Origin of the sequence: uncultured Erythrobacter sp. (genome assembly GCF_947499705.1) — a bacterium.
Lineage (GTDB): Bacteria > Pseudomonadota > Alphaproteobacteria > Sphingomonadales > Sphingomonadaceae > Erythrobacter.
Genome location: NZ_CANMPJ010000001.1, coordinates 671,839 through 687,535, shown reverse-complemented (window position 1 = coordinate 687,535; position 15,697 = coordinate 671,839). Strand labels below are relative to the sequence as shown.

The 15,697-nt window shown below is 59.6% G+C and carries 14 protein-coding genes; 11 read left to right on the top strand and 3 right to left on the bottom strand.

The features are described from left to right. Window positions 1-24: 24 nt before the first annotated feature. A complete protein-coding gene (locus Q0837_RS03040) occupies window positions 25-1,110 on the bottom strand; it encodes a DUF2332 domain-containing protein (RefSeq protein ID WP_298465123.1) in 1,086 nt (361 codons plus the stop codon). Between the two features lie 77 nt (window positions 1,111-1,187). On the opposite strand from Q0837_RS03040, the gene hisG reads away from it, so the two are divergent. The 9 genes from hisG to Q0837_RS02995 all read left to right on the top strand — a co-directional run bounded on the left by hisG (window position 1,188) and on the right by Q0837_RS02995 (window position 11,076). Further along, window positions 1,188-1,880: an ATP phosphoribosyltransferase gene (gene hisG, locus Q0837_RS03035; protein WP_298465118.1), complete on the top strand. Its 693-nt coding sequence runs from the start codon at window positions 1,188-1,190 to the stop codon at window positions 1,878-1,880. Further along, complete coding sequence (hisD, locus tag Q0837_RS03030; RefSeq protein WP_298465115.1) at window positions 1,877-3,169, top strand: histidinol dehydrogenase; 1,293 nt, start codon at window positions 1,877-1,879, stop codon at window positions 3,167-3,169. The genes hisG and hisD overlap by 4 nt, the downstream gene beginning before the upstream one ends. Continuing rightward, window positions 3,166-3,633, top strand: a complete 468-nt coding sequence (gene nusB / locus Q0837_RS03025; RefSeq protein WP_298465112.1) for a transcription antitermination factor NusB — start codon at window positions 3,166-3,168, stop codon at window positions 3,631-3,633. The genes hisD and nusB overlap by 4 nt, the downstream gene beginning before the upstream one ends. A 96-nt stretch (window positions 3,634-3,729) precedes the next feature. Then, window positions 3,730-4,587, top strand: coding sequence for a thiamine-phosphate kinase (gene thiL, locus Q0837_RS03020; protein ID WP_298465109.1), 858 nt, complete (start codon window positions 3,730-3,732; stop codon window positions 4,585-4,587). 157 nt (window positions 4,588-4,744) lie between these two features. Further along, on the top strand, window positions 4,745-6,847 hold the full coding sequence (locus Q0837_RS03015; protein ID WP_298465106.1) for a sodium-translocating pyrophosphatase: 2,103 nt from the start codon (window positions 4,745-4,747) through the stop codon (window positions 6,845-6,847). A 187-nt stretch (window positions 6,848-7,034) separates the two neighbouring features. Next, entirely contained in the window at window positions 7,035-8,192 is a 1,158-nt protein-coding gene (locus tag Q0837_RS03010; RefSeq protein ID WP_298465103.1) for a GNAT family N-acetyltransferase, read from the top strand. Beyond that, on the top strand, window positions 8,189-9,082 hold the full coding sequence (locus tag Q0837_RS03005; RefSeq protein ID WP_298465100.1) for a transcriptional regulator: 894 nt from the start codon (window positions 8,189-8,191) through the stop codon (window positions 9,080-9,082). The genes Q0837_RS03010 and Q0837_RS03005 overlap by 4 nt, the downstream gene beginning before the upstream one ends. Continuing rightward, window positions 9,079-10,116 (top strand): GNAT family N-acetyltransferase, encoded by a 1,038-nt coding sequence (locus Q0837_RS03000; protein ID WP_298465098.1) that lies wholly within the window; start codon window positions 9,079-9,081, stop codon window positions 10,114-10,116. The genes Q0837_RS03005 and Q0837_RS03000 overlap by 4 nt, the downstream gene beginning before the upstream one ends. 45 nt (window positions 10,117-10,161) lie before the next feature. Continuing rightward, window positions 10,162-11,076, top strand: a complete 915-nt coding sequence (locus Q0837_RS02995; protein ID WP_298465093.1) for an acyl-CoA thioesterase II — start codon at window positions 10,162-10,164, stop codon at window positions 11,074-11,076. A gap of 46 nt (window positions 11,077-11,122) precedes the next feature. Here Q0837_RS02995 and Q0837_RS02990 read toward each other — a convergent pair whose 3' ends face one another. Then, window positions 11,123-11,797, bottom strand: coding sequence for a DUF1190 domain-containing protein (locus Q0837_RS02990; protein ID WP_298465090.1), 675 nt, complete (start codon window positions 11,795-11,797; stop codon window positions 11,123-11,125). A 96-nt stretch (window positions 11,798-11,893) separates the two neighbouring features. Here Q0837_RS02990 and Q0837_RS02985 point away from each other — a divergent pair, with 96 nt between their 5' ends. Then, entirely contained in the window at window positions 11,894-13,060 is a 1,167-nt protein-coding gene (locus Q0837_RS02985) for a glutathionylspermidine synthase family protein (RefSeq protein WP_298465088.1), read from the top strand. Window positions 13,061-13,177: 117 nt separating this feature from the next. On the opposite strand, the gene Q0837_RS02980 is transcribed toward Q0837_RS02985, so the two are convergent. After that, complete coding sequence (locus Q0837_RS02980; RefSeq protein ID WP_298465084.1) at window positions 13,178-13,993, bottom strand: universal stress protein; 816 nt, start codon at window positions 13,991-13,993, stop codon at window positions 13,178-13,180. Between the two features lie 141 nt (window positions 13,994-14,134). On the opposite strand from Q0837_RS02980, the gene Q0837_RS02975 reads away from it, so the two are divergent. Further along, window positions 14,135-15,631 carry a carotenoid oxygenase family protein gene (locus tag Q0837_RS02975; protein ID WP_298465081.1) on the top strand — a complete coding sequence of 499 codons (1,497 nt, stop codon included), beginning with the start codon at window positions 14,135-14,137 and terminating at the stop codon, window positions 15,629-15,631. Window positions 15,632-15,697 lie beyond the last annotated feature (66 nt).

Here is a 15,697-nt window from a genome sequence, read left to right as displayed (position 1 = left end):
CAAATTAGGTTTCACTTTGCAACTCTAAGTGAGACCTTCCCACTCGACCCACGCCCCGTGCGGATGCGCATGGGCGAGCAATGTCGTTGCGCCATCTTGTGCGCTTCCATCCCAGTACCGCACCTTGAGTTCGTGACGGAAAGTGGCCGGGTCCGTTTCGAGCGAAACCCATGCGAGCGGCGAATCAGCGGTGGCCTTCGCGCCAGCTTCCTCGAATGCGGACGTGATCGCGTCTTGCGTTTCGGCGGGCATGTATTGCCACATGATAGAGTGGAACATTGCACGGGTCGCTCCGGGTTGGCGGGGCCAACCGAGTATCTCTCGTACGAATTCCCCGGCGCCCATTTGAACCAGATTGGGCGGGTCGGCGCTCGCAAGCGCAATCGCGGCATCAATCCGCTCCATCCGCTCTGGCGCGTCGGGCCAGACGTAGGCCTTGAGCCTCAAGGCGCTATCCGGATCGGCAAGATTGAAAGTCGCGACATCACACCCACGCACGTCGGCGATCTCAAATTCCCTTGGAGCAGGCGGCGGACAGCCCTCGCCTCGCCATTCCGGCACAATCTGCATCGGCGAATCTGATGGTCCGACGTCCGTCTCGCCCAACCGGTAGTGATACCGGTCCAGCATAGTGTTGACACCCGCACTTGCGCCGAGCTCGAACAGTTCGAAGCGCGGCACCACGCGCTGCGCCAGCCACAAAAGACCCGCCATGATGCTGGCCGAACGACCGGCCTCGTTGGTCTGCGGAGGTCCATTGAGCCAAGGCGCAAGCTCGGCATCGTGCTGCGCCACCATATCGAGCACGATCGCGTCAACGGCATCCTGATCGGTGACTTCGCTCGCATACACGGGCAGCAGGCGCTCATCCTTGCCCGTCAGCGCGAGGTGATGCAGCCCTCCTGTCACGCGTAGCGGCATCGCGTCCTTAAGCGTCAGCCCTTCCCATGCAGCCATGCGCCGTCCCAGTTCGGTGTCGGTCTCGCGCACCTTTGGCAGCGATCGGATCACGCGCGCGGTGCACTCGGCACCGTTCTCAAAAGCGTGATCGGCTTGCCATTTGATAGCCGCCTCGAACTCTTCGATCTGCATGACGCCGCGCTCGTTCATATAGTCTCCTTGATTGCTCTGTTCGACCAGCACCGGGATTGCCCTTTTCAGGCGCAATGCCTAAGTGCCGCGCGACCATGACAACCGACCGATCCCAAGACGCTTTCGGGCCGCTGACATTCGCGGTGCCTAAGGGGCGCATTCTCGATGAAGCGCTGCCGGTGATGGCGCGTGCGGGCGTGGTGCCCGAGGACGGCTTTCACGACAAGTCCAACCGCTCGCTTTCCTTCGGGACTACCCGAGAGGATATGCGACTAATCCGCGTGCGCGCATTCGATGTCGCGACCTTCGTGGCGCACGGTGCGGCACAGGTCGGCATCGTCGGGTCCGATGTGATCGAGGAATTCGATTACGCCGATCTCTATGCTCCGGTCGACCTCGACATCGGGCACTGCCGTCTGTCGGTCGCACGGCGCGCCGACGACACATCCGAGGATACTACGGCGAGCCACGTCCGCGTCGCCACCAAGTACCCAAGCCTGACGCGCCGTCACTTCGAACAGCGCGGCATTCAGGCTGAATGCGTCAAGCTCAATGGTGCAATGGAGCTCGCCCCTTCGCTCGGTCTGGCGCGCCAAATCGTCGATCTTGTTTCGACGGGGACCACGCTGAAGCAAAACGGTTTGGTTGAAACCAGCCGCATTCTCGACATTTCCGCGCGACTGATCGTCAATCGCGCAGCGCTCAAGACCGATCCGCGCGTTGCCGCATTGGTCAGCGCGTTCCGCGAGGACGCCGAAGCACGCGAGCGATCGAAGGACGCGGCGTGAAGACAATTCTCTCCAGCCTCGATCCCGATTTCACCAAGCGTTTCGACCGGATCGTCAATTCGCGCCGAGAGGCCGACAAAGACGTCGCAGGCGCCGTCACCAGCATCCTTGCCTCGGTCAAATCTACCGGTGACAAAGCGGTTGTCGAATACACCCAGCGTTTCGATGGATATTCGCTCGTCGAGAGCGACGATTGGGTCATCACCGCCGAACGCTGCAAGGAAGCGTACGACGCGCTTGATCCCGAGCTTCGAGACGCTCTCGAACTCGCAGCGACCCGCATCCGCGCCTATCATGAGGCGCAGCTTCCGGAGAACCGCGACTACACCGACGATGCGGGCGTGAGGCTCGGCGCAATCTGGCGTCCGGTCGATGCTGCCGGATTGTATGTGCCCGGCGGTCGCGCAGCGTATCCGTCTTCCTTACTGATGAACGCCATCCCGGCGCGGGTCGCAGGCGTCGAGCGTATTGTTGTCGCCACACCTACTCCCAAAGGACAATCGAACCCGATGGTTCTGGCCGCGGCGCATATCGCCGGGATCGATGAAATCTGGCGCGTCGGTGGAGCGCAAGCTGTTGGTGCACTCGCATACGGCACAGACAAAATCGCTCCGGTCGACGTCATCACTGGCCCGGGCAATGCCTATGTCGCCGAGGCCAAACGCCAACTCTACGGCGTGGTCGGCATCGACATGGTCGCCGGGCCGAGCGAGATCCTGGTTATCGCGGATGGTAAGAACGATCCTGATTGGATCGCAGCCGACCTGTTGAGCCAGGCTGAGCACGACCCGACCTCTCAATCGATCCTGATCACCGACGATGCGGGCTTTGCCGCTCTGGTACGTGACAGCATCGAAGTGCAGCTTGGTCAGTTGGCGACGGGCAAGACCGCGCGGGCAAGCTGGGATGCGCACGGCGCAATCATTGTGGTCAACGACCTGTCAGAAGCCCCTGCACTCGCCAACCGCCTTGCCGCAGAGCACCTCGAACTCGCGATCGACGATCCCGAAGCGATGCTTCCTGAAATTCGGCATGCTGGCAGCATCTTCCTCGGGCGGATGACGCCGGAGGCGCTAGGTGACTACGTAGCTGGGCCGAACCATGTCTTGCCGACCGGGCGCCGCGCGCGTTTTTCCAGTGGGTTGTCGGTGCTCGATTTCATGAAGCGCACCAGCTTTATCGCACTCGACGACGATGCCTTTTCAGCCATCGGCCCAGCGGCAGCAACGCTCGCCCATGCCGAAGGGTTGCCTGCCCATGCCAAGTCCGTGGAGCTTCGGATCAAATGAACTCACCAGCCCGCTCTCAAGCTCGCTCAACCGCCCGCCTCGCCGCCGTCCAGGCGCTGTATCAACAGCAGATGGAAGGCACTGCGCTCAACAAGCTGCTGGATGAGTTTCACCAGCACCGGCTTGGCCGCGAAGTCGATGACGAAGACCACGAAGGCGAAGTCTTCGCCGATGCCGAGGTCGAATTCTTCGACGATCTGGTGCGCGGGGTCGATGCCAGACGCGACGAGATCGACGCGGCGCTGACTTCCAAACTGTCGCAAGGTTGGACGCTGCTCCGTCTCGATAAGACCATGCTCCAGGTGCTTCGCGCAGGCACTTACGAGTTGATGGCACGCGCAGATGTCCCTCAGGCCGCCGCGATCTCCGAATATGTCGACGTCGCCAAAGCTTTCTTCGATGATCGCGAGGCCAAGTTCGTCAACGGAATCCTTGATTCTGTTGCAAAAGATGTGCGCGGCTAAGCTGGGCATCTCGAACGGTTGCAATATACGCAATTTACCTGCGCGAATTCGTAGGTAAAAAGGTCCCGGGATAAAGTTTGGGACATCAACAACTCGATGAATGAGATGGATTTTCTCGCAGGTCTGCGGGAATTGCCGTTGCATCCGGGGGCGCGTGGTCTGGAAGACGACTGTGCCGTGCTCCAATTCGGCAATGAAGCGCTGATCATCAATCACGACATGATGGCGGAGGATACGCATTTCCTTCCTCACGCCGACATGTCCGACGTCGCGTGGAAACTTGTTGCGCTCAATCTGTCCGATCTGGCTGCCAAAGGCGCGGAACCGCTTGGCGTCTTGCTAGGCCACACGCTTGGCGGAGACGATTCCAGTTTTCTGTCTGGCCTGAATGAAGTTCTCGCTGTCTATGACGTTCCGCTCCTTGGCGGCGATACGATCTCATCGACCGGCGCAAGCACGTTTGGATTGACCGCAATCGGTCGTGCGACCCATTTGCCCGTCCCATCGCGCAGGGGCGCCAAAGTGGGTGACTCCTTGTATGTGACTGGCCCGATTGGCAGGGCGATGCTCGGCTTCGAAGGCAAGGAAGCGCACCGCGATGCATTCAACCGGCCCCAGCCAAGACTGGCCGAGGGCCGCGCCCTCGCCCCGATTGTGAGCGCCATGATGGATATCTCGGACGGCTTGCTGCTTGATGCCTGGCGCATGGCAAGCATCAACGAAGTGACGTTGAGACTCGATACCGAAGCAATCCCGGTCGCCGAACCCAAACGGTTCGATGAATGCATTCGTTGGGGCGACGATTACGAATTGCTCTTTGCTGTCCCGCCCAAGGTTGATGTGCCGGTCGAAGCCGTTCGGATTGGCGAATTCGAGCCCAAGGGGAATGCTCCGTTGATCCTCGGTCAGACGCCTCTCAACAGCCCGGATTCACTCGGTTACAGCCACGGTTGATCGCATCAGGCGCTTGGGCGCTAGCGAAACTGGTGAAATTGGCGGATTTCCGCCGATTCCGGGCTTGTCACAGGCACCTTAGCCCCTATGACTGTGCGCCTTGCGCGAATGGACGATCGATCCAAGCGCATTTCCACGCACTAGAGGGGATTACTTCGTGGACCTTATTCTCATATCAATCGGGTTGGGTGTGCTTGCCATCGTGTATGGCTTCGTCACCAGCCGCCAAGTGCTCGGCGCGAGCGCTGGCAATGAAAAAATGCAAGAAATTGCAGGCGCAATTCAGGAAGGCGCACAGGCCTATCTGAACCGCCAATACACCACCATCGGCATCGTCGGTGTGGTTGCTGCAGTGATCGTCGGCGTCGCGCTGGGTTACGTCCCTGCGGTCGGTTTTGTGATCGGCGCGGTTCTGTCTGGCGTTGCCGGCTATATCGGGATGAACATCTCGGTGCGTTCTAACGTACGGACCGCAGCTGCCGCCGAACAAGGCCTGCAACAGGGCCTCACCATCGCCTTCCGCGCAGGTGCCATCACCGGCATGCTCGTGGCAGGTCTCGCGCTTCTCGCGATCGCCGTATTCTTCTATGTGCTCGTGGGTCCGATGGCGCTCGCGCCAAATGACCGCACCGTCATCGATGGCCTCGTAGGTCTCGCTTTCGGTGCGTCGCTGATCTCGATTTTCGCGCGTCTCGGCGGCGGTATCTTCACCAAGGCTGCTGATGTTGGCGCTGACCTTGTCGGGAAGGTCGAAGCCAGCATTCCGGAAGACGATCCACGCAACCCGGCAACCATCGCCGATAACGTGGGCGACAATGTTGGTGACTGCGCTGGTATGGCAGCCGACCTGTTCGAGACCTATGTCGTGACCGTTGGCGCGACGATGGTTTTGACAGCTCTGCTGTTCGCTGATGTCCTCGGCGATCTGCTGTTGCCGATGATGGCGCTTCCGCTGCTGATCGGCGGTGCTTGTATCGTCACTTCGATCATCGGCACCTATTTTGTCCGTCTCGGCAATGGCAGCAATGTTATGGGCGCGATGTACAAGGGCTTCATCGTCACCGCCGTTCTGGCGATCCCGTTGATCTATGGTGCCACGCAATTCGCACTGGGTGACATGAACGCCGTGCTGAACGCAGGCGATACGGTTGAATTCAACGGTATGGACCTGTTCTATTGCTCGCTGATCGGCCTCGCACTGACCGGTATCATCATCTGGATCACCGAGTACTACACCGGCACGAATTTCCGTCCGGTTCGCTCGATCGCCAAGGCTTCGGAAACGGGCCATGGCACCAACGTGATCCAGGGTCTGGCGATCAGCCTTGAATCGACGGCACTGCCGACCATCGTGATCATTGCGGCGATCATCGGCGCATATCAGCTGGCCGGCCTGATCGGGCTCGCATTCGGCGCGACCGCGATGCTGGCGCTAGCCGGTATGGTCGTTGCGCTCGATGCGTACGGTCCGGTTACCGATAATGCTGGCGGCATCGCCGAAATGGCGGGTCTGGACGAAAGCGTTCGTGAAAAGACCGACCTGCTTGATGCCGTGGGTAACACCACCAAGGCCGTGACCAAAGGCTATGCCATCGGTTCGGCAGGTCTTGCGGCTCTGGTTCTGTTCGCGGCTTACACGGCTGACCTTCGGGCATATTTCCCGAGCGCTGAAGTCAATTTCAGCCTTGAGAACCCGTATGTGATCGTTGGTCTGCTACTCGGCGCGTTGCTGCCCTATCTGTTCGGGGCGATGGGCATGACCGCTGTCGGCCGGGCAGCTGGCGACGTGGTTGTCGACGTGCGCGACCAGTTCGCGAACGATCCGGGAATCATGGCAGGCACCAGCCGTCCGGACTATGCCCGCACGGTCGATCTCGTGACCAAGGCTGCGATCAAGGAAATGATCATTCCGTCACTGCTGCCGGTGCTCGCACCGATTGTGACCTACTATGTGATCTACTTCCTGGCCGGCCAGAACGAGGCGTTCGCCGCTCTGGGTGCTCTGCTGCTCGGCGTGATCGTCGGCGGCCTGTTCGTCGCGCTTTCCATGACTGCCGGTGGCGGTGCTTGGGATAACGCCAAGAAGTACATCGAGGACGGCAATCACGGCGGCAAAGGCTCCGAAGCTCACAAGGCTGCGGTGACCGGCGACACTGTGGGCGACCCATACAAGGACACCGCAGGCCCTGCGGTGAACCCGATGATCAAGATCACCAACATCGTGGCGCTGCTACTGCTCGCCGCGCTGGCCGGGCACTAAACCCCCTCGCCAAAACGTTGGTTTGAATTGACCCCGCTCGGAGTGATCCGGGCGGGGTTAACTTTTGGCAAGCCGGAGTCCCGTCTGCGGACACAGATTGCAGCTCCAAACCTTTGTTAACGCGGCTGTGCCATGTGGAATGCTGGCGCGTGATGTTGCGCGCCGCCGCAAGGTTAACGCAATGGATATGGCGAGTTCGCCAACCCTGCTCAGAACGACTTCGTCCGCTGACCCTGCACAGGATCAGCGCGACAGCGCTCGCATGGCCTCGGCGGCGGAAGCGCGTGACCCTTTGTTTCTGGCGGCCTGGGAAGCGCTGGCTGAACAAGCATGCGAGCCCAATCCATTTTTCGAGCCATGGTTCGTGCTCCCCTCGCTTGATGCCTTTGGAGCGGAAGCACACACATCCCTGTTCGCTCACTACACCGACGGCGCGCTCACAGGTGTTCTGCCTATCGGACGCTCAGCAGATTATTACGGCTATCCGGTCCCACATGCGGCGAGTTGGCTCCACGACAACGTCTTTTGCGGCGCGCCTTTGGTTGCGCGCGGGGCAGAGCACTCCTTCTGGCGCGCTTTGCTGGCTGAACTCGATCGCAATCCGCGCATTTCACTATTCTTGCATGTGCCGCACCTTCCGGCTGACGGGCCCTTGAGCGGCGCGCTCAACGATGTGCTGACCCAGCAATCTCGCGCGTCTTACATCGCGCTCCAGCAAAACCGCGCGATGCTCGCTTCGGACCTCTCGGCCGAGGACTACCTCGCCGGATCGATGAGCACGAAGAAGCGAAAGGAATTGCGCCGCCAGCACAAGCGCCTGTCCGAAGAGGGCACGCTGACCTTTGAGCGCTGCGAAAACGCCGACAGTATTGCGCAGTGGATCAGCGATTTCCTCGCGCTTGAAGCCAAAGGCTGGAAAGGCGAAGCCGGTTCTGCTCTTGCAGATGCCGATGCTACCCGTAGCTTCTTCGCCGACACGCTGACCGGCGCTGCTCAGGCGGGAAGACTCGAACGACTGACCATGCGGCTCGATGGCCGCCCGATAGCGATGTTGGCAAACTTCGTTACCGCGCCGGGCGTCTATAGTTTCAAGACCACATTCGACGAGAGCTATGCGCGCTTTTCTCCCGGCCTGCTGATCCAGTTGGAGAACCTCTCACTTCTGGATCACAGGGACATCCAATGGGCAGACAGCTGTGCCGCTGAAGGCCATTCGATGATCGAACGGCTGTGGCGCGAAAAGCGCACTCTCAAGAGCCACAACATCGCACTCGGAGGCCCCCTCCGCCGCGCCGCCTTCAAGCGATTGATGGCCTACGAAACCCGCGACAGGAGCAGACCATGAACGCCCCCAGCACCCACTGGAAACCGGCCCGTTCTTCGGCTCCAACGATCTTCAACAAGGAAGCACGCGCCAAATTCGGGGCTCACTATCCCGAAGGACCGCACCAGCTGCGCCATGCGCTCGATAGGCATCCGCTGCTTGAAATCGACGCGCTGGCTGATCTTGCCGAACGCCTTCCGGAAACCAGCGTTGAATACAATCGCGGCGACTTGCCGATCGGAGTCGATGGCAAACCGGACGCAAACGGGCTGAGCATTGCAGATACGATCCGGCACGTGCACGAAGCGAACAGCTGGGCCGTGCTGAAGAACGTCGAGCAAGTGCCATCATACGAGGCGTTGCTGTCGGACCTTTTGGGTGAGTTGAAAGAGGAAATCGAAGCGAAGACGGGCCCCATGCTGACCCCCCAGGGCTTCATCTTTATTTCCAGTCCCAACGCAGTCACGCCGTACCACTTCGACCCGGAGCACAACATCCTGCTTCAGGTTGCAGGCTCGAAAACGATGACTCAGTTCCAGGCAGGCAATCCTAAATTTGCGTCCGATGAAATGCACGAAAGCTACCATTCGGGCGGGCCGCGAGAATTGAGGTGGGAAGATGACTTCCTGAAGAGCGGCTGGGAGTTTCACCTTGGACAGGGTGAGGCGGTGTACGTGCCAGTGATGGCTCCTCACTTCGTCCGCAACGGCCCCGACAGCTCGATTTCGCTGTCGATCACTTGGCGATCAAAGTGGAGCTATGACGAAAGCGACGCGCGCTGCACCAATGCCCTGATGCGCCGTGTCGGACTCACGCCGCGCGCAACCAAGCGCTGGCCTGCCACCAACCTCAAAAAATCGCTCGCATTTCGCGCTTGGCGCAAGGTTTTTGGACGCTGGGGGCTGCAATGAACGCACCGTTTTCGCATGACGAGATCACATCCCGACAATCGGAAATCGATGTGCTCGCAGACGCCGACGATCCATGTCGATCCTTCCTTCGAGCAAGTTGGTTTCAAGCCGGAGAAGAGCCAGCGACCTCGGTCGTCACGGCTCGCGACAAGAATGGCAGTGCGCGCGCGGCATTTCCCTTGCGAGCAAAGGCGATCGGGCCAGTCTCGATCAATCAGATAGCCGGAGCCTACTGGCCGTTTCGTGGCTGTCCCGTAGACAGGGCGGCTTCTGCCGAAGCTCTGGCGGAGGCTTTGGAAGGCAAGACCACCCGGTCCCAGCTAGGCAATGTCTGGCGCATGGGGCCGGTCGTGGATGACGATCCCGCGCTCGATCTGCTCAAAGAAGCAGCCAAGTCAGCAGGGTGGCACATTCTGTCGCGCCCGGTCGGCTCGCTTTTCGTGCTCGATCTTGTTGCACTCACGGCATCCGGCAATTGGCCGTCATCCAAAGGCCAACAAAAAGACCGCTGGCGTGTGCGTCAGCTCGAAAAGACCGGTCCGGTCAACATCACTCACTTCACGGGTGACGACTGGACCAGCCAGACCCGTGACGCGATTGCAGAGATCGAAGCAAATTCGTGGGTTGGTAAGCTTGATGAGGGCGGCGACACCAAGTTTCTTGATCCGAGTCTGCGCACCTTCTGGGAAGGCGTCGCTAAGGACCCCGCGATCGCGGCAATGATCCGTGGCAGTTTGCTGCATGTTGGTGACACACCTGCCGCCTTCACGTTCGGTCTCGATTGCGGCGACACGCGCTATTGCGTCGCCAACAATTTCGATCAGCAATTCCACAAATTCAGCCCTGGCAGAATCTTGCTCTACGATGACTTCACCAGCGCCGCTGCACGCGGGCTTGCGCGGATCGACTGGGGTCTGGGCGATGGCGGGTACAAACGTCAGATGGGCGCGGAGGAATGTTCGACCGTGTCCGACCTGCTCTTCGTACGTGGGGCAATCCCTGCTGCGCTGCTGCGCAGGGTGTGGCAGCGCTGACTGCCGGGTTGACCTGAAATAGCGCGGCCCGCATGGAACCGCGCGATGACGGATACTCCCACAAATGAGCAATTGGTCGCCGGGCTTGTCAAACTCCTGACAGTCGAAAAACGCGCCGCCGATGTGCATGCCGGTCGCCCGCAAAAAGGCGGCGTTGGCCGGGTGTTCGGTGGTCAGGTGCTCGCGCAGGCACTTCAGGCGGCTCAATCCAGCGTGCCAAAAGGCAAGATCGCGCATTCGATGCACGCCTATTTCCTGCGCGGCGGCAAAGAAGGACGAGAGATCGAATACCGCATTCAGCGCGACTTCGACGGACGTAGCTTTGCCAATCGGCGGGTTGTCGCAGCGCAAGAGAACGAGGACGGTTCATGCACGCCGATCCTGAACCTCACAGCGAGTTTCCAAGTGCCTGAAAAAGGGCTCGAGCACGTCGATGCGCAGATGCCCGATGTCACAGGCCCCGACGATCTCAAATCAGACATGCAAATGCGCCGTGAAATTGCAGAGAAACTCGGCGACAAGCTCGGGGATGCGCAGCGTGCGCTGATGCTGCGTCCACGCCCGATCGAAATGCGCACGATTGACCGGTTGCACTGGATGAACAGCGAACCGAGAGAGCCACGCGCGCATACGTGGTTCCGTACCGCAGCGTCTTTGCCAGATGATCCGGCACTGCACCGCGCGATCATGACCTATGCGAGCGACTACACGTTGCTCGGCACGAGCGCCCTGCCCCATGGGCTTTCATGGATGCGCGGTGAGTTGGTCGGTGCGAGCCTCGACCATGCGATCTGGTTTCACCGCGAAGCACGGGCAGACGAGTGGCTGCTCTACGCCACCGACGCTCCATGGTCAGGCGCAGGACGTGGATTCAATCGCGGTCGCATCTTCAACCAGGCCGGCGAGCTTGTCGCCAGCGTGGCTCAGGAAGGCATGATGCGAAAGCGGAAAGCTCCTTAATTGCGCACGCTCATCCGGGCTTGCGGCGGCTACGCCACCGTCTTTTTTAGCCGCCGCGGCTGCGAGCCGAAGCGCTGCTCTTGGCACTGTTGCGATCCGCGAGGTTCCACGATTTATTGCGCGAACCGAACCCGGCAGCCTTTGCCATTTTCGAAGCTGGCTTGACCTTCGGCACGGATTTCGCGCGCTCCATCGCGCGGTTCGAAGCGAAATACTTGCCCGGTGCGCCAGCATAGCCCAGCCGCGCCCCATTGGCCGACTGGAACCCGCCCGCTTTCGATTTGAACAGCGGTGAGTTGCCCGCTTTATCCCCGCGAGAGAACCATGCCACCACGAACGGAGAGAAATGGCTCCGTCCCGAGCGCGCTTGTTCCTCAACTGGCTGATCGCCAGCCTTGTCGGCCTCGACACATTGCCCGGCGCCATATTCGGCTTCGCAATCCTGAAGCGCAGCGAATCGCGGCGCTTCCTTGGCTGCGACAGCGATCGCTTCTTCGCGCATCTCGCTGCATTCCTGGGTGGTCTTTCCGGTCACCTTGGCACAGGCAAAAACGTTCTCGAATACCTGCACCTCTTCGGCATTTGCATCGGCAACGTCGCCGCCCGTTTCCGGGGCATCGCTGCCACATGCGGACAGCATCGCGCCGCCTGTCAAAGCAGCCATAGTCGTCAATGCGACCCGCGATGAGCGTTTCCGTTGAGCAAAACCGTCTTGTTTCATTATCCTGACCCTTCCCCAGAATGTATGAGACGGCTTTAACCTACAAAGGTTAGCGCAAAGTTTGCGCGGCCCGGATTCGTTGACTTGGGGATTGAAATGCAACGCAGAACGGTGAAGCCGCGCGAAGACTGGCAGGCGATTGCTGAACAAAACGGCTTCCTGTTCCACCATGTCGACGGCGATATCTATTGGGACGAAAGCGCATGCTGGCAGTTCACCCTGCGCGAGGTCGAAGACGAGATCGAAGATCCGACGACTGAGCTTTACGCCATGTGCCTTTCGCTGGTCGACGATGCGTGCGCATCGCAGCAGATCATGGAGCAACTGGCGATCCCCGAATATGCGTGGGACATGATCGCCAATTCATGGCGCGGCGGCGATATGTCGCTCTATGGCCGGTTCGATTTCGCCTATGACGGCAGCGGCCCCGCCAAGATGCTGGAATTTAACGCAGACACGCCGACCAGCATTTACGAAACGGCATTCTTTCAGTGGGGTTGGCTCGAAGACATGATCTCTGAAGGCGAGCTGCCCGAGGGGACGGACCAATTCAATCGGCTGCACGAGGCGCTGATCGAACGGTTTGGCCAGATCCTGACCCCCGGCAGCCTGATGCACTTCTCGGCTGTTGAGGAACATATCGAAGACCGCGCGACAGTGAAGTATCTGGAGGATCTCGCAGGTCAGGCTGGAATTGAACCCAAATTCGTGTCGGTCGAAAAGATCGGATTGGATGAGGAAGGCCGGTTCCTAGACCACGAAGGCTACCAGATCGGCGCCATGTTCAAGCTGTATCCATGGGAAGACATGCTGCGCGAGGAATTCGGCCAGCACGCCGCCAACTCAGGTACAACCTTTGTCGAACCTGCATGGAAGGCGATCCTTTCGAACAAGGCAGCTCTGCCGCTGCTATGGCAGCGTCATAGGGGTCATCGGAACCTGCTGCCGGCATTCTTTGCGGGGAGCGACGAGGCAGCGGAACTATCGAGCCAACCTCACGTGGCCAAGCCTTTCTTCAGCCGCGAAGGAGCCGACATTTCGCTGTTTGATGGATCCGCAACGCATAGCGGACCAGCGGAAGGTTACGGGGAAGAAGGCGCCATAATTCAAGCCTATGCTCCCATCGCCCGCTCAGGCGACAATCACGCGGTCATCGGCAGCTGGGTCGTGGGGGACGATGCAGTCGCCATGTCGGTGCGCGAGGATGCAAGCCCAATTACCCGCGACCTCGCGCGCTTCGTCCCAAACATTATACTGGATTAGGCGAGGCCGCCAACGGTCGCATAAGCGACCGCAAGGCCGACCGGCCGTCCGCAGCGACGCGGCCTTCTGGTCGCATGAGCGAGGAAATCGCGAGCGCGGATGCGCTTGCGCAAAAAATCAATGCGCCAGGAACATCGGCAATTGCGGGTCGCTGAGCGAACGCCGGGTTACGCCGCCCAATAGCATCTCAGACAGCCGCGAGTGGCCGTAAGCGCCCATCACCATCATGCTGCAATCGCGCATTTGTGCTGCTGAAAACAGCGTATCGGAGATCTTGGCATCGCCGCGGAGGACTTCGACGATTTCAGGATCGATGCCATAGCGACTGAGATATTGCGCCCCTTCAACCGCAGGAAAATCAAACCGTTGCTTGTCCGTTTCCTCGGCAACGCTCACGAGAAAGACCTTGCTTGCGCAGGCAAGCAACGGCGTTGCTGTACGAAGCGCGACGCATGCTTCCGACGATCCATTCCAAGCCACCATCATAGGCGCGGTAACGTCGAGCCGTTTGGTTGATTTCGGCACGACCAGAACGGGCACAGGGGCTTTCAAGACCAACTCACCCACCATGCGTGACGCGCCCTTGCCCTTCTCGCCAATGTCATTGGGGCCGACGATGATCACGTCGTGCAGCGCAGATTGTTCAAGCAACCGGTGCTCCGCCATCCCATAAAGAAACTGCCATTCCCACGACACGTCCTCATTGGACAGATCGTCCTCAATCCGCTTGCGCAGATCCTCAGCTGCCTCCTTTATCTTGGGCATCGCGGCAGCCATTGCGGAGCCATAGAAGTCGCCGGGCGCAAAGACCTCGAAACTGACCGCTTGCAGGCAAGTGATATGCGCACCGGTCGCACGGGCAATATCGAGTGCAACTTGCATGCGCGCCTCCATGCAAGAATCGCCATCGATATGGAGCAGCAGGGATTTCATCGGTTTTCTCCTTGTGATGCACCCAATGTGAGCCAACTCAGGGAAGTTTCATTGATCTAGATCAAATTTGTGGTCGAACTCGGGTGGTTTCTTATGCGGGATCGCTCGGCTAGGGTTCCGGGGCAAGGGAGAGACATTGCAATGCAGGTCACGCGCCATCCGCCGGTCAAGACATCGCTCGAACCATCGAACCATCCGTATTTGAACGGCCCATGGACACCGCTTCACGAAGAAGTGGATGTGGACGAACTCGAGGTGATCGAGGGGGAAATCCCGGCGGATATCGATGGCATCTATCTGCGCAATACCGAAAACCCGGTACACCAACCGCTTGGCCGCCATCACCCTTTCGATGGCGATGCGATGATCCATCAAGTCAGCATTACGGGCGGCAAAGCGAGCTATCGAAACCGGTTTGTGCGTACGCAGTGCTTTACCGAAGAGCAGATTGCTGGTGGGTCGCTGTGGGGCGGATTGATGGATCCGCCTGCACTTTCAAAACGCCCGGGTTTCGGCGCGCATGGCTCACTTAAAGACACGGGCTCGACCGACATTATTGTGCATTCGGGGGTGGCGCTGGCGACTCTCTATCAGTGCGGCGAAGCGTGGCAGCTCGATCCGGTGACGCTGGACAATCTCGGCAAGGCGTCGTGGGGACCGCTCGACGGTATTTCTGCGCATCCCAAGGTCGATGAAGCGACCGGCGAGCTGATGTTTTTCAATTACTCAAAGCACGCGCCGTTCATGCATTATGGCGTCGTCGACCGCGCAGGCAAGCTGGTGCATTATGTGCCGATCCCCTTGCCCGGCCCGCGTCTGCCGCACGACATGGCGATCACCAAGAACTGGTCGATCCTCAACGATATGCCGCTGTTTTGGGACGAAGATTTGCTGAAGCGAGACATCCATGCTGCGCGCATTCACGAAGGCATTCCGACCCGTTTCGCGTTGATCCCGCGGTACGGCAAGCCTGAAGACATCCATTGGTTCGAAGCTTCACCGACCTATGTGCTTCACTGGACCAATGCCTGGGAGGAAGACGACGAGGTTGTCCTTGAAGGTTACTACCAAGACAAGCCGATGCCCGATCCGATCGAAGAAGCGGGCGAATACAGCCACATGATGGCGTTTGTCGACGAACACTCGTTCCTGCCGCGCCTCCACCGCTGGCGCTTCAATCTCAAGACTGGCGAGACCACCGAAGAGCGCCTGAGCGACAGCATCGTCGAGTTCGGGATGATCAATCCAGACTACCTGATGCGCAAGAGCCGCTATGTCTGGTCGACCACCACGCGCCCCGGATGGTTCCTGTTCAATGGCTATATCCGCCACGATACAGAAACCGGTTCAGAGGTGACCTACCAGCTCCCAGAAGGGGTCTATGCCAGCGAAAGTCCGATGGTTCCGCGCAAAGGAGCGGCAGCCGAAGATGATGGCTACCTCATCACCTTCCTGATCGACGAAAACCGAGGCACCTCGGAATGCGCCATCCTGGATGCCTCAGATATCGCCAAGGGACCAATCTGCCGCCTCGCACTTCCACACAAGATTTCAAGCGGCGTCCATTCAACCTGGGTGGAGCATTCTCAGCTGAATGCGGATGCCGATTTCAGGCGCGGCCTACTCGCCGCGGCATGACTATTTCCGATTAGCGGCTTTTTCCGCCGCGCATTGCAACTTATATCCCGCCCAAGCATTCAATCC

What these genes read in the sequence shown, in the direction of transcription:
- nusB (WP_298465112.1), top strand. Translation starts at nt 3,166, where the DNA reads ATGAACTCACCAGCCCGCTCTCAAGCTCGCTCAACCGCCCGCCTCGCC.
- Q0837_RS03040 (WP_298465123.1), bottom strand. Translation starts at nt 1,110, where the DNA reads ATGAACGAGCGCGGCGTCATGCAGATCGAAGAGTTCGAGGCGGCTATC.
- Q0837_RS02980 (WP_298465084.1), bottom strand. Translation starts at nt 13,993, where the DNA reads ATGAAATCCCTGCTGCTCCATATCGATGGCGATTCTTGCATGGAGGCG.
- Q0837_RS02985 (WP_298465088.1), top strand. Translation starts at nt 11,894, where the DNA reads ATGCAACGCAGAACGGTGAAGCCGCGCGAAGACTGGCAGGCGATTGCT.
- Q0837_RS02990 (WP_298465090.1), bottom strand. Translation starts at nt 11,797, where the DNA reads ATGAAACAAGACGGTTTTGCTCAACGGAAACGCTCATCGCGGGTCGCA.
- thiL (WP_298465109.1), top strand. Translation starts at nt 3,730, where the DNA reads ATGAATGAGATGGATTTTCTCGCAGGTCTGCGGGAATTGCCGTTGCAT.
- Q0837_RS03000 (WP_298465098.1), top strand. Translation starts at nt 9,079, where the DNA reads ATGAACGCACCGTTTTCGCATGACGAGATCACATCCCGACAATCGGAA.
- Q0837_RS03010 (WP_298465103.1), top strand. Translation starts at nt 7,035, where the DNA reads ATGGCGAGTTCGCCAACCCTGCTCAGAACGACTTCGTCCGCTGACCCT.
- Q0837_RS02975 (WP_298465081.1), top strand. Translation starts at nt 14,135, where the DNA reads ATGCAGGTCACGCGCCATCCGCCGGTCAAGACATCGCTCGAACCATCG.
- Q0837_RS03005 (WP_298465100.1), top strand. Translation starts at nt 8,189, where the DNA reads ATGAACGCCCCCAGCACCCACTGGAAACCGGCCCGTTCTTCGGCTCCA.
- hisG (WP_298465118.1), top strand. Translation starts at nt 1,188, where the DNA reads ATGACAACCGACCGATCCCAAGACGCTTTCGGGCCGCTGACATTCGCG.
- Q0837_RS02995 (WP_298465093.1), top strand. Translation starts at nt 10,162, where the DNA reads ATGACGGATACTCCCACAAATGAGCAATTGGTCGCCGGGCTTGTCAAA.